This window comes from Vibrio jasicida CAIM 1864 = LMG 25398 (genome assembly GCF_000400365.1).
GTDB classification, from domain to species: Bacteria; Pseudomonadota; Gammaproteobacteria; order Enterobacterales; family Vibrionaceae; genus Vibrio; species Vibrio jasicida.
In genome coordinates this window covers 152,521-165,286 of record NZ_BAOG01000003.1, presented here as the reverse complement: position 1 = coordinate 165,286, position 12,766 = coordinate 152,521, and the positions used below count along the sequence as shown (strand labels likewise).

General features: G+C 45.1%; 13 protein-coding genes. 6 read left to right on the top strand and 7 right to left on the bottom strand.

Translation table 11 applies throughout. The features are described 5' to 3' along the window. Nucleotides 1-3: 3 nt before the first annotated feature. Nucleotides 4-1,143, bottom strand: coding sequence for an efflux RND transporter periplasmic adaptor subunit (locus tag VJL_RS00845; protein WP_038874792.1), 1,140 nt, complete (start codon nt 1,141-1,143; stop codon nt 4-6). 224 nt (nt 1,144-1,367) lie between these two features. Here VJL_RS00845 and VJL_RS00840 point away from each other — a divergent pair, with 224 nt between their 5' ends. Both VJL_RS00840 and VJL_RS00835 read left to right on the top strand, forming a co-directional pair. Further along, nucleotides 1,368-1,796, top strand: a complete 429-nt coding sequence (locus VJL_RS00840; RefSeq protein ID WP_038874790.1) for a hypothetical protein — start codon at nt 1,368-1,370, stop codon at nt 1,794-1,796. Nucleotides 1,797-1,805: 9 nt separating this feature from the next. Then, nucleotides 1,806-2,480, top strand: a complete 675-nt coding sequence (locus VJL_RS00835) for a Crp/Fnr family transcriptional regulator (RefSeq protein ID WP_038874788.1) — start codon at nt 1,806-1,808, stop codon at nt 2,478-2,480. A 72-nt stretch (nt 2,481-2,552) separates the two neighbouring features. Here the strand turns inward: VJL_RS00835 and tsgA are convergent, their stop codons facing one another. The 5 genes from tsgA to VJL_RS00810 all read right to left on the bottom strand — a co-directional run bounded on the left by tsgA (nt 2,553) and on the right by VJL_RS00810 (nt 7,929). Continuing rightward, nucleotides 2,553-3,719, bottom strand: a complete 1,167-nt coding sequence (tsgA, locus tag VJL_RS00830; RefSeq protein WP_038874786.1) for an MFS transporter TsgA — start codon at nt 3,717-3,719, stop codon at nt 2,553-2,555. A gap of 86 nt (nt 3,720-3,805) precedes the next feature. Beyond that, nucleotides 3,806-4,516, bottom strand: coding sequence for a purine-nucleoside phosphorylase (gene deoD, locus VJL_RS00825; protein ID WP_370445480.1), 711 nt, complete (start codon nt 4,514-4,516; stop codon nt 3,806-3,808). Nucleotides 4,517-4,912: 396 nt separating this feature from the next. After that, complete coding sequence (locus VJL_RS00820) at nt 4,913-6,052, bottom strand: GGDEF domain-containing protein (RefSeq protein WP_038874784.1); 1,140 nt, start codon at nt 6,050-6,052, stop codon at nt 4,913-4,915. A 199-nt stretch (nt 6,053-6,251) separates the two neighbouring features. Next, on the bottom strand, nt 6,252-7,427 hold the full coding sequence (gene rlmF / locus VJL_RS00815; protein ID WP_038874782.1) for a 23S rRNA (adenine(1618)-N(6))-methyltransferase RlmF: 1,176 nt from the start codon (nt 7,425-7,427) through the stop codon (nt 6,252-6,254). Then, complete coding sequence (locus VJL_RS00810) at nt 7,414-7,929, bottom strand: M48 metallopeptidase family protein (protein WP_038874781.1); 516 nt, start codon at nt 7,927-7,929, stop codon at nt 7,414-7,416. Before VJL_RS00810 ends, rlmF begins: the two co-directional genes overlap by 14 nt. Nucleotides 7,930-8,068: 139 nt before the next feature. Here VJL_RS00810 and VJL_RS00805 point away from each other — a divergent pair, with 139 nt between their 5' ends. From VJL_RS00805 to VJL_RS00790, 4 genes are all read left to right on the top strand, one after another. Further along, nucleotides 8,069-8,296: a glutaredoxin family protein gene (locus VJL_RS00805; protein ID WP_038874778.1), complete on the top strand. Its 228-nt coding sequence runs from the start codon at nt 8,069-8,071 to the stop codon at nt 8,294-8,296. A gap of 282 nt (nt 8,297-8,578) precedes the next feature. Then, a complete protein-coding gene (locus VJL_RS00800; protein ID WP_038874776.1) occupies nt 8,579-9,685 on the top strand; it encodes an HlyD family secretion protein in 1,107 nt (368 codons plus the stop codon). Continuing rightward, on the top strand, nt 9,675-10,676 hold the full coding sequence (locus VJL_RS00795; RefSeq protein WP_038874774.1) for a DUF2955 domain-containing protein: 1,002 nt from the start codon (nt 9,675-9,677) through the stop codon (nt 10,674-10,676). Before VJL_RS00800 ends, VJL_RS00795 begins: the two co-directional genes overlap by 11 nt. A 133-nt stretch (nt 10,677-10,809) precedes the next feature. Beyond that, nucleotides 10,810-11,829, top strand: coding sequence for an FUSC family protein (locus tag VJL_RS00790; protein WP_038874772.1), 1,020 nt, complete (start codon nt 10,810-10,812; stop codon nt 11,827-11,829). A 66-nt stretch (nt 11,830-11,895) separates the two neighbouring features. On the opposite strand, the gene VJL_RS00785 is transcribed toward VJL_RS00790, so the two are convergent. Beyond that, the gene (locus VJL_RS00785) at nt 11,896-12,765 is read right to left on the bottom strand and encodes a LysR family transcriptional regulator (protein ID WP_038874770.1); all 870 of its coding nucleotides are present in this window, start codon (nt 12,763-12,765) and stop codon (nt 11,896-11,898) included. Nucleotide 12,766 lies beyond the last annotated feature (1 nt).

Here is a 12,766-nt window from a genome sequence, read left to right as displayed (position 1 = left end):
TGATTACCCATTCAACTGCTTAGTATTGTCGTGCCATTCCATTGTTTCGATACTGGTACCGGGAAAAGCGTTCTCACCACCAACGACCACCACTTGCTCTCCTTCATTGACACCACTGGTCACTAGGGTCATGCCGCCAGTATTACCATCGGTCGTTACAAGCCGCTCTTCCAATTGCCCATTTTTCACCACCAACAAGTAAGCCTCGCCCGTCGATTTGTGTTTCACGGCTAAATTGGGAATAGCAAAACCCTCAACTTCGCCAACGGGGATCTGTGCTCGTACAAATTGCCCAACCAACAATCCTCGCGATGTGTTATCAACGACAGCACGCAAGGTCACGTTGCTGGTTTCTTCATCCACATACACAGCGGAATAGACCACCTTACCTGAGAGGATCTGACCGCCGGGCGATATCACTTTTAAGCTGCGATCGGATTGATGGATGTCATCGGTTAAACGAGAAGCCATAGACGCCGGCACTTGCACATCGAGATACACTTGATCAACCTTACGAATCACCGCTAGCGGCGACGAGTCACTCGGCTTGACCAACGCACCTTCAGTGATCAGCTCTTCACCTATCACACCGTCAATTGGAGCGGTTACGACGGTACGCTCTAAATCGAGTTTGGCTTTATTAAGCTGCGCTTTGCGGCTCATCCATTGCCCTTTCGCTGTACCAACACTAAAACGCGCATCATCTAAGTTCTGCTGGCTGGCAAAATCAGTCTCACTGAGCTTTTTCAATCGCTCATATTGCGCTTGTGCTTTTTTATAAGCGTTTTCAGCTTCAACCACGTTAGCACGCTGGGTTTCGACTTCAATTTGGTAGGAATCAGCATCGATTTGATATAAGGGTGTGCCTTTCTTCACAAAGTCCCCTTGGGTGAATAACCTTGCTTCGATGATCCCCTCGACTTGAGGGCGTATTTGCGCAATTTTGATGGGATTTACGCGCCCTTGCACTTGCTCATACAACGCCGTAGTCGTGGATTTGGCAACAACAGTAGAGAGTTTTACAACCTGAGCAAATGCTGCCGGACCTTCTTGACTGGCTTCTTCAGAAGCGGAAGATGGATTGCACCCTGTAGTTATAAGAGCGGCGGCAATCATCACCGCAACCAAAGACTTTCTGTACATGTTTCTTTCTCACAATCAGATGACACGTTTTCGTCACTTAACTTGAATTCGCTCCCAAGGATGGAGCAGTGTGAGAACGGAAATTAGCAGCGGCTTGGTTAAGACAGGGTTAAGAGACCAAGCAATATCAGGCAATAACGTAGAGAGGGCGAAATGCGTGTGACTTTCCGAATACCTTAAACGCAGTTACACTACGCCCTCTTTTCCTTTTCTGACGCATTCCCATGACTGACGCTGATATCGAGCTGCAACACCTTTGGTTAGAAGTCCAAGCTGAGCGCTGGCAGAACCTGTCACGCTTTTTGTTTAGCTATTACTGCTACAAACACAACCTCGTGAGTAAAACCAATAAAGTGTGTTGGGAAACTGCACGTGCTTCACTACCTTGTTCTAAGACGATTACCGAGCGCAAACATGCGGTTATCGAACCATTGATACCGGAAGATACGGTCGTTGGGCTATTAAAAACCATCAGTAAAGATGGCGACATGAGCTTTGAAATAATGACGAGCACACTCGACACGTTTTTGCGCTATGTTGTGATCAGCAAACAAGAAAAAGCCCAGCTAAAACCCAACATGCCGGCAAGCTGGTATCAGCAAGAGAGCAAGCCATTAATGGCACGTTTTGAGCACGCAGGTATTGTCATTTAAGGTACGTCGATGCAGTTACAAACCCTAGGTAAAGGACGCTTTGAGGCGCAATGGAGTGAAGATAAACATCTCATCGAAAAAACGATTCGAGATTGCATCTGTACGCGCCGAATTTTTGATGAAAACGAAAAGCTCCTCACCCAAGGCGAGCATGTCGAAAACTTATATCTGGTCGATTCCGGTCGCATCTCCATGGGAGTCACGGCGAGAAACGGCAAAACCTTTCTGCTTGGCACGCTTGAGTGCGAACAACAAGTCTTTGGTGAAATGGAGTTCTTTACTGGCTACCGCTGCCAAATGGACATCGTTCCGGTAGAACCGGTTGAAGTTGCGATTATTGACGCGCAAAAGCTGCAAAAATGCTTGTTAGAACAGCCTCGACTGTCGCTTTACTTTGCCAGCGCCATCGCTATTGATTACCAAGATACGGTGGAGATTCTTTCTCGCCGATTACTTTACCCAATCACCTATAACGTGGCGTACGACATTTATCATCAGTATTTAAATGACCTGCCAGTGGATGGATTCCAAAAGAACTATTTGGAAGCGGAGCGATTTGCCACCTCAGATCGTGTGTATCGTCGCGCTGTGAAAGAACTAGAGAACAAAGGCTTTATCGCTAAAGAAAAGAAAGGATTACGTATTCTCGACTTGGAAGGACTACGTAACTTTGTTGAAGAATAGCTGAGTTCTTCAATCGTAAATGAGAAAAGGTCTGCACAGTGCAGACCTTTTTGTTTTCGTACTTAATTTCATTTAAGCGGTTTGCGTTTGCTCTAGTGTCTTAAACTTCATTGAAACCACCAGCATTGCGACGACTACTGCGTAGATAACTGGGATGGCGTACATCACGGTTTGCAGACCAACCACACTTTCCATTACTGAACTGATAGCTGGGCTGAACATCGCGCCCGCACTGCCGCTGATTAAGATGTAAGACACGTTCTTGCTGGTTGCATTGCGCACAAACGAAACACCGTAAGCGATGAAAGCATTGTAAAGCGCTGCACAAGCAAAGCCGTAACCGTAAGTCAGGTATGACAGCCATTCTAGTTTATCCGTGGTGACGATAACGCTAGTGATCACCATAGCAACAGAGATGATAGTCAGTAGGAATGTCTGAATCTTCATGCGCGAAACAATCACGGTAGAAACCAATGCACCAACCAGAGCGGCAGACCAGTATTGAGTGATGATATTGCCTGCTTGCTCAAATGGAATATCAAACTTCTCTTTCACGAACATTGGTGCCCAAGTTAGGAAGGTGTACAACGCAAGCATACCTAGGAACAAACCTACGCCACCGCTGATGATGCCGAAGTTCCATTCAGATTTAGCTTCTTGCTCAGAGCCGCTTTCACCACCGCATTGGTTAAAGTTGGTCAGCAAAGCAACAAACATGGTTGCCAATGCCACTACACCCACACTTAAGTAACTGATGCTCCAGTTCATTGCGTTCGTCAGCGCGTAAGTGGTGATCAATGGGAAGACGACGCCTGCAATGTTAAAGGTCGCGTCTTGTACCACCAGCATGGTGCTTTGAATTTTGTCTTTCCACACCGATACCACGATAGTACCCGCGATACAAAGACCGACACCGCCACAGAAGCCAATTACGGTCATGCCGAGCATCACGATAAACAGAGAAGGCGCGACATATAGACTCAGTGCTGCCGCGGCAATCGCGCCGTAACACAGTACGGTCATGCGTTTGATGCCGACTTTTTCAATCAAAAAGAAAGCAGCGATAGTACCGGCAAGTGCGCCGCCGTTTAATAGCGAGAAAATCGATGCGACTTCGTTAACGTTCGCATCAAAGGTGTTGGCAAGCGGTTCAACCAACATACCAAATTGGGTCGCAAAACCCGCCATGATGAAGTTGGCGAGAAAGCTAATTGCGGTGAGTGTTATTTTATTTTTCATAATTCACTCCAAGGGCTCATAGATAGATGTTCTTAGTATTAGAGAGAGCCAGCGAGCCAGCTCTCAAAGAAAACTTAATTGTAGGGTTAAGCTTTAATCGCAGTTTCTAGCGCAATTTCAATCATGTTGTTGAAAGAAAGCTGACGCTCTTCTGCTGTGGTCTCTTCGCCAGTAATGCAGTGATCAGACACGGTCAAAATCGCCAGCGATTCAATGCCGAATTGGTGTGCCAAGCCGTACAAGCCCGCCACTTCCATATCCACACCAAGCACGCCAAAGCGCTCTAGCGCTGGGATCATGTCTTCATCCGGATCGTAGTAAAGATCGCCTGTGAAGATGTTACCCACTTTGACATCTATGCCCTTCTCTTTCGCAGACATGTAAGCGTTGTGCAGCAATTCAAACGTTGCAGACGTTGCCATATGGTAGCCACTGCTGCGCTTAGCATTCGTCGGTGAATCTGTGCCTGCCGCTTGAGCTAGGATAACATCACGCATGTGAACGTCTTTTTGCGTCGCACCGATGCTGCCAATTCGGATGATGCGTTTCACACCAAAGTCATTAATCAGTTCATGACCGTAAAGCACCATTGATGGAATGCCCATGCCGTGCCCCATCACTGAAATGCGCTGACCTTTGTAATAACCGGTGTAGCCCAGCATGTTACGAATGTCCGTAACCAGTTTGGCGTCATCTAGGTAGGTTTCCGCGATGTATTTCGCGCGTAGCGGATCGCCCGGCATGATAACTGTTGAAGCAAAATCTTCTGCAGAACCTGCGATATGAGCAGTCATAATGTTTTCCTCGTTCGTTCTGATGGCGCAATCATAATGAGGAAGCAGGGCAAAGTTTCAGGACAAAAGTCCGGTTTGAAAGTGCGAGCTCTCATAACTGAGCAAACAGTAAATATGGGGTCGGTTCAACAGATAAACCGACGAAGTTGCATCGGTTCGAAGCGAATGATCATTAATGACTGAAATAGCTACGGTAAAGAAAGAAATATAAAAACAGATTACAAATTCTGTCATGAAGGTTTACAGGTTTGCTTTTCAATCAGAGGGCCGCTGATAACTTCAACTCATTCAATAAATCAGATTCATTGTTATTGATTTTTAAGAGCCTCTCAAAAGAAAAGTGGTAATTATGGTATTACTTTTCCTTTTTATTATATTTATAAAAATCACCTGTAGTTTTTATTTAGATTCAATAATGAGTATAGACTCTGCAACAACCTTATTTCTTCCACTCAGTTTTGCTTTATATAAACACTGGTCTACTTTATCTAAGAAGTATCGAATGTCTAAGTGTGTTTCTACCCGTTGACTAAATACGCCAATAGAGCTCGTTAGCAAGTGAGCCTGAGCATTATTTTCGCATAGGATTGAAAGTTTAGAGATCGATTCTCTCAATGACTCTGCGCGCTCAACGCAATGTTCATGCTCTGAGTCGACAAGCACAATCAAAAACTCTTCCCCACCCATTCGAAAAGCGATTTCGTCAACACCATTGAATTGCGAAGATAATAACGTCCCAACCTTGGTGATGGCCTCATCGCCCTTTAGGTGACCAAGCTCGTCATTCAGTTGTTTGAAGTAATCTAAGTCAATGGAAATAAAGCTGACAGTTTGCTTTCCTGCTTGCGCTTTAGAAAGAATGTCTGGCGTCATGATGTTGAAGTATCGACGATTGTACAGACCCGATAATTCATCCGTTATCGCAAGTTCTTGCAGCTTTTTGTTGAGACATCTCAACTCTTTTTCTGCCACAAAACGACGATATTTTTCTCTAACAAGCTCGATGGATTGAGTAGACACTTCAAAATACATTTTGAGCACGGTATCTGCGACTAAACCGTTGATACCTTGCAGTGTATCTACCGCATTCACTTTTGCCGTCTCTAAAGAATCGGTAGATTCCAACTCTTTCAATGCGACACTCATTTTCTTGTCGTCGCCGATGATATGGAATACGAGCCAACGAATTAAGAACTGCAGAATATGTTCGATAGATTCTTGCCAGTTGAGGGTTTTAGATTCACATTGAATCTTGATGACTTCGTTGACGAACGACGCATGACTTTTCTTGTGATCATCATTCCAAACATCATCGAGAAAGTGTTCGTTCCAGATACTTTCTTCGAAAGAAAAGTGATATTGAGCGTAGTCCTTTAATTCACTAAACACGCCATCAACTTCTATTTGGTCATCATAAATCAACGTATTGGCTAATTTATTTACCAATAAAAAGAGATGGTAATGTTGTTCATCGATCTTTTTAATCCCTGTCTCAAAATTGTGATTCCAAGGAAAAATGATCAGTTCATTATCAGACATAACTATTCATGTATTAACACTATTTCTTGTGGGGAATAGTACCCCATGTTATTTAAAGTTGATAGCCCTTATAAACAAATCTATTAAGCAGAAAAATAACCAGATTTGTTATAAATATTAAATCAATAAATTTATTGTTAAAAAATAGCACCAACAGAGTGGCGCTATTTTAATGGTTAGAACAGTATGCTGTGAATAATTACTTTAATTCAATCCACGCTTTACGCTGCGATTTGTCCATGTAGGACCAAGCTATAAAGCGGCTGACTTTTTGTCCTTGGCTCATTTCCACGATTCGGATCGCTTTGACACCCAACTTTTCAAGTTGTTTACGCATCGGACGAACATTGTCTTTCTTTGAGATTAACGTGGTGAACCAGAGCACTTGCGCACTGAATGCTTGGCTTTCGTTCGCCATCTTACGGATAAACGCAGCTTCACCACCTTCACACCATAGCTCAGCATTTTGACCACCAAAGTTAAGCGCTGGTTTATTGGCTTTTACTTGCGGCGTTTTCGCTTGATGAGCTTGAACCTTCACGCCCTTTTTACGCTGATTCGCTTTTAAATTATCCAGCTTACGCTGACTGCCCATCGCGGCTTCTTCAGCAGAGCGATGGAATGGCGGGTTACAAGTCGTAATATCGTAGCAATCGTTTGGCTGGATAATACCGCGGTAAATATTGGACTCACTGGTTTGTTGTACGAGTTCGATCTTACCGTTTAACGAGGCGTTGCGTTCTGTGATTGCTCGTGCTGATTCGATCGATTTTGGGTCAACATCGCTACCGGTGTAATGCCATCCGTATTGAGTCACACCTACGATTGGGTAAATACAGTTTGCTCCAACACCGACATCAAGCGCTCGCACTTTATGGTGGGCGTATTTGCCTTTTACTTCACCATCGAGCAACTCAGCTACGCGATGAACGTAATCCGCACGCCCAGGAATCGGCGGGCACAAGTAAGTGTCAGGGATATCCCAATATTCAATATCATAGTGCGCCGCCAGCAAGGCTTTGTTGAGCATCTTGACGGCCTTTGGATCGGAGAAGTTGATTGAGTCTTCCCCTTTCGGATTCTTTATCACAAATGATTTAAGCTGAGGCTCTGCTGTGATCAGTTTTTTGAAATCGTAGCGACCTCGATGTGCATTGCGTTCATGCAATCCACTTTTAGCAATTTTGAACACTTCCACATCGCTGCTTTTGTTAGCGGCGTTAGTTTTCAGACCAGTGTTTTTTGCTGCACTTGCGGCTTTTGCTGTCGGCTTATTTTTCACACGCTTTGGTTTGATCTTGGTGGCATCTTTGCTCGGCTTAGACTTCGCCGATTTTGGCTGAGCTTGTTTCGCGTTGTGATTATTGGTCTTCATTCGAATTCGCTTTTAAATCGAGGTAAATCATAAACAGACGAGCATCAAATTCGAGTTGGTGATACTCAGGTTCTATATAACAGCACAGTTGGTAAAAGGCTTTGTCGTGGTTTTTCTCACGAGTATGTGCCAACTCATGCACCACCAGCATGCGTAATAACGCTTCAGGTGCATCTTTAAACACGTTTGCAATGCGAATCTCATTTTTCGATTTCAGCTTGCCACCATGGTTACGACTTATCACGCTATGCAAACCAAGCGCATTGTTTACAGCGTGAATTTTCTTATCGTAGACCACTTTGCTAATTGGCGCGGCTTTCTTCATGTAGCGATTTTTGATCGCGATTGCGTATTCGTAGAGTGCCTTTTCGCTTTTGATTTGGTGTCTATCTGGGTAGCGTTTTTCGAACCAAGGCACCAGTTTACCACTGTCGATGAGTGAACTGACTTGCTCGACAATGTTCTGCGGATAACCTTGAATGTATCGAAGTGACGGATGCATGCGTATTAAGTCTGCTATGACAAAAGAAAGGCGCTAAATATACCCGAGATTAGTAAGAGTTTCATCTTAGGTTTCGAGCTTTCCTTTGTTGCGAAACCTCGCTAAACTTCGCCTCCCGACGATAATGGAGAGAAATTGAATGAAACGTGTCGTTCTTTACGTCAAAGACAAATGCCCGCACTGCAAAGATGCTCAACGTTATCTTGATTCGAAAAATATTAACTACCGCTTGTGCAACGCAAAGATGCAACGCGGTCGCAAAGAGCTCGATGCACTGGGTGCTCGTTCTGTGCCTGTGCTGAAGATTGGCGATCAAGTCATGATTGGCTGGAACCCAAAGAACTTTGAAAAAATGTACAGCAACTAAGTGGCGAGCAATTCCATTTGCTCGGTTACTTAGCGCACTGAAGAGCTTCTCCAAAGAGAGGCTCTTTTTGTATCTGCCCCGTACTTATCTTGCCTGAGCGTCTACGCTCCTCTGCTCAACCCAGCTACAATTTAAAATTAGCAAATGTCGTGTAATGGCAATTTTTAGTTACTCACACACTGTATTTTTACACTCAAGCCAACCGGTCTCAGTTTAATTCGCGCCAATCTTGAGTCGTTCATAAACTCTGACCGTTCTTTTCTACCATCAGTGAGTGTGAATATGTCAGAGACAGCAGCAGAAAACCAAGTAAGCCAGACGCCGCAACCTGTTAATAAGGTCAAGCGCACAACCAATGCATTATTGGCACTCACTATGGTGTCCATTGGTACAGCGATTGTGGCAGATCGCATCATTCCGACGACCGACAATGTCCGTGTGGAAGGCAATGTCGTCTCATTGATCCCACAAGTTTCTGGCCAAGTAGACAGCGTCAGCATTAAGCCAAATACCGAAGTCAAAAAAGGCGATGTGCTACTGCAAATTAATACCACCGATCACCAGATTGCGGTCAAGCAAGCGGAAGCAAAGCTCAAAATCGCAGGACAGAATGTTGGCTCGCAAATGGCAGGTGTGATGTCGGCACAAGCTCAATTGACCACCGCGCTCGTGGCACAAGAAAATGCTAAACGCCAAGGTCAACGAGTTTTAGCCATGGCAGAAAAAGGCGTGGTTTCAAAATCAGATGCAGACACAACTCGTGCAGCCATTGATAAAGCAAATGCCGATGTCGTTAACGCAAAAGCGAACCTAGAAAAAGCAAAAGCTCAGGTGGGAGCTGAAGGTGAAGAGAACGCTCAGATCCAATCGGCTTTACTGGAACTGCAACAAGCGCAACTGAACTTATCACGCACGACAATGCGAGCACCTTCTGATGGCGCTGTGACCAATTTTAATTTGTCGCAAGGCGCTTATGCCACGGCAGGTTCTCCCTTGATGACGTTTGTTGAAAGCGACGGTTTATGGCTTGAAGCCTTCTTCCGCGAAAACAGCATGGGCAATATTAACGCCGGGGATAAAGTTGAAATTGCGCTCGATTATGCTCCCGGGCAAACCTTCTCTGGCACGGTATCTTCTGTAGATTTAGGGGTTGCATGGGGCGCGAATAATCAGCCAGGCACCTTAGCCACCGTAAAAAATCAAAATGGTTGGCTACGTGATACACAACGTATGCCCGTGACCATTAAGCTCGATGATAAACATGCGGTTGACTTCATGCGCATCGGTGGACAAGCAGATGTGGTGACCTACACCGAGAGCAATGCTCTATTTAACTTTCTGGGCAAGATTTGGATCAATCTAGTGAGCGTGTTCTCTTATGTTAGATAGTCTGACCCAAGCACAAGAACGTCGAATCCTGCGCTATGTTGTCACTGTAGGTTTGGCTACTTTTATGGCGTTATGGTTTAACTGGCCTTTAGCATTTTGTACGCCTCTTTTGACTGCAAAATTCATCGTCGATAAACCGCACTTTCATATCCTGCATGTCAAACAACTTGGCTATGCGTTGATCTCCACCGCGGTCATTGGCTTTTTGGTATCGAGCGGCTTGCCAGAGTACAAAATAGGTTTTCTGGCTGTACTGTCGTTGGGCATGTTGTGGAGCTATTACCTATTCACCGATCCGAAATGGGTAATGTTTGCCACTTTCTTAATGATTGCCCTGATTTTGATTCCATCGGTTACTATCATCGACAAGCAAGCTGCGTTAGACGTAGGCATCGGTTTTGCGTTTTCTGGTATCGTCGCCGTAGCGCTTTACGGGGTGTCGCATGTTTACTTCCCAGAAGAGGATGCGACTGAATTTGCTGGCTTCCCTCCTTCACCCTTAAGCATAGAAGTTCGTTGGAATGCTGCGATTCGAGCTTGGATGATGTCGTTTCCCTTGGTTTGTTTTTATTTCTATTTCCAACTGTCACAAATATTACTCACGGTTGCGTTTGTCATGCTGCTTTCTCTGATGGCAACCAGCGACAAAGCGGGCAAGACATCATTGTTTTTTGTTATCAGTAATGTGTTAGGAGGACTACTCGCTTTCGCTGCCTTCGTTACCATTTCTCTGGTGCCAAATATGTACATCTACATGCTTGTGATGTTGGTGGTTATTACGTTACTTGGTTCCAAGATTTACACCGAGCCCGCCAAAGCCCCGATCTACGCCACTGCATTTACGGGTTTTATGGTGTTAATGGGCACCTCCATGAGCAGCGGTGCGCTAGACGATAAGTTTTACGTTCGAATATGGCAGTTAGTGTTGGTCGTTGCATACATGGTATTTGTGACCTATTTCTTCGAATCTCGCGACAAAAAGACCGCGTAGTCGCATTAAGCTTGGGCTCTTTGTAGTGCTCAAGCTTTCATCACTATTGTCACAAACTGGCAATGAATATTTCATCAAATTGGTAATCTCATGCCTTCCATATTGTTATTCACTGAAGGATGGGAAATACGCCATGCTCGATTCACTCGCTCAAAAATTCATCCCACCAAAGCCTTACCTTGTGCTAGGCAACCGCATGTTTTTGCTTTCTATCGTGCTGCTTATCATCAGTGCATATTTTTATGATGTCGGAGAAGCTTTTGTGGCGGTGGAAGTGGGAATCATCCACTACCTATACAATCTCAAATTCAGCACAACAAAGGACACGCTATTAGGTAGCCTTCATCCTTTGGTCATGACTTTGACTGCGGTACCACTTTCCATGGTGCCTATCGCTTATGCTCCTTTTACAAGTGCGCTGTTTGCTTTCTTACTCGTCATAACAGAGCGTGATAAACACCACCAAGGAGTACCGAAGTACATTCTGCCGCTGACGTTTATGTTGTTATCGATGATGATGCCGGTAGATATCCCAGACACAGAACTCATGCTTCAACGTTCAATATCGGTTGTGCTTGGCATCACTGTGGCGATCATTGCTAGTACGCTGGTTTGGAGAAACACCAACGCCCAGAATGGCTCGATGAACACCACACATAAAATTGGTCGTGTTGATCTCAAGTACTCCAGCCGCAAGGCGCTAGGGATTGGCTTGGTGCTGTCGCTAGGTATATGGGGTGGCACAGGAGCCGTTTTAGGTGCTTACCTATTTATGATGATCCACAGCCCGTTCAGCAAAGATTTAGCACCGAAAGCTTGGCAACGTTTGAACGGAACCTTGCTTGGCGCATTAGTTTATTTGCCTGTGGGATTGCTATTGGGCTCGTTCAACTCCGACATGACAATGACAATAACCATGTGGGGTTTGGTCATCGCTTCGCTTTACGGCATCCTTGTGTATCTCGAACACAACTATACCATTGCCACGGCTTGTATCATGCTGCTTATTCTTACTGTATCGGTAGGTCCTTTTAATCCGGAAATGGCTGAATTGATCTTTTCCCAGCGAGTATTGTTCACCGTAATCGGTGGCGCGGCCATGGTGGTTCTAGGGGTTTTGATACCACTGAATGAGAAAGAGATAACTGCATAAAAAAGAAAAGCCTCCCAATTAAAGGGAGGCTTTCCATTGAACAGTTTGGTTTTAATTGGATGCAAATCAAACATACCGCTTCACAAAGTCAATAAAAGTACGGTCGGCAATGGATAGATAGCCTTGTTTTCGCCACGCGAGTGCAAGGTCGAGCTTAACGCTCGGTTCAAATGGGATACCCACCACGCCCTGCTCATGTTGTGTCACCAATTCAAGAAGCGCAGTAATAGCAAATTCTTGTTTGACGATACTCAGAATAAGCGGCAACAAGTTAGTTTCGAATGAAGACTTCATTGTAAAGCCATGCTCTTCGCTGACGTTGTCTAAGAATTCTCGGTGGAAGTAGCCATGTTGGAACATCACCAAGTCATGCTCAAAAAACTGATCAAACGTGATGGCGTTATGCTGAGCTAAGTCATGTTCCGGAGCCACGACGGCGACCATTTGGCTAGTAAACAGATGATCCGTTTCTAAGTCGTCTGGTACATCGTCACAGCTGATCACGCCAATATCGAGCTGTCCATTAAGTAACATTCGGCGGATAGACTGAGTGCCCGCCTCCACCAGCGTCAGCTTTAAATCTGGATACTGGCTCTTAAACGCCATGACAATTCGGGGAAAGAAGTAGCTGCCCATCATTGAAGGCGTACCAAGGCGCACTTCCCCTTTGGCTAAACCTTTGAGCTCATCAATCGCTAGCTGCGCATCGTGTAACTGCTGAATCACTCGTTTAGCGTGAACCAACAGTGTTTCCCCTTCTTTGGTTAAGCTGATTTTCTTTTCTTCTCGGCGAAACAACGTCACGCCAAGAGACTGTTCGAACTTCTTAATCGAAATACTTAACGCTGGCTGAGCAATGTGCAAAGCCTTAGCTGCATGAGTAATGTTGCCGTGTTCCGCGACCGCCAAGAAGTGTTTGAGTTGCTTCGATTCCATT

What these genes read in the sequence shown, in the direction of transcription:
- VJL_RS00795 (WP_038874774.1), top strand. Translation starts at nt 9,675, where the DNA reads ATGTTAGATAGTCTGACCCAAGCACAAGAACGTCGAATCCTGCGCTAT.
- rlmF (WP_038874782.1), bottom strand. Translation starts at nt 7,427, where the DNA reads ATGAAGACCAATAATCACAACGCGAAACAAGCTCAGCCAAAATCGGCG.
- VJL_RS00785 (WP_038874770.1), bottom strand. Translation starts at nt 12,765, where the DNA reads ATGGAATCGAAGCAACTCAAACACTTCTTGGCGGTCGCGGAACACGGC.
- VJL_RS00810 (WP_038874781.1), bottom strand. Translation starts at nt 7,929, where the DNA reads ATGCATCCGTCACTTCGATACATTCAAGGTTATCCGCAGAACATTGTC.
- VJL_RS00805 (WP_038874778.1), top strand. Translation starts at nt 8,069, where the DNA reads ATGAAACGTGTCGTTCTTTACGTCAAAGACAAATGCCCGCACTGCAAA.
- VJL_RS00800 (WP_038874776.1), top strand. Translation starts at nt 8,579, where the DNA reads ATGTCAGAGACAGCAGCAGAAAACCAAGTAAGCCAGACGCCGCAACCT.
- VJL_RS00835 (WP_038874788.1), top strand. Translation starts at nt 1,806, where the DNA reads ATGCAGTTACAAACCCTAGGTAAAGGACGCTTTGAGGCGCAATGGAGT.
- VJL_RS00845 (WP_038874792.1), bottom strand. Translation starts at nt 1,143, where the DNA reads ATGTACAGAAAGTCTTTGGTTGCGGTGATGATTGCCGCCGCTCTTATA.
- VJL_RS00840 (WP_038874790.1), top strand. Translation starts at nt 1,368, where the DNA reads ATGACTGACGCTGATATCGAGCTGCAACACCTTTGGTTAGAAGTCCAA.
- tsgA (WP_038874786.1), bottom strand. Translation starts at nt 3,719, where the DNA reads ATGAAAAATAAAATAACACTCACCGCAATTAGCTTTCTCGCCAACTTC.
- VJL_RS00790 (WP_038874772.1), top strand. Translation starts at nt 10,810, where the DNA reads ATGCTCGATTCACTCGCTCAAAAATTCATCCCACCAAAGCCTTACCTT.
- VJL_RS00820 (WP_038874784.1), bottom strand. Translation starts at nt 6,052, where the DNA reads ATGTCTGATAATGAACTGATCATTTTTCCTTGGAATCACAATTTTGAG.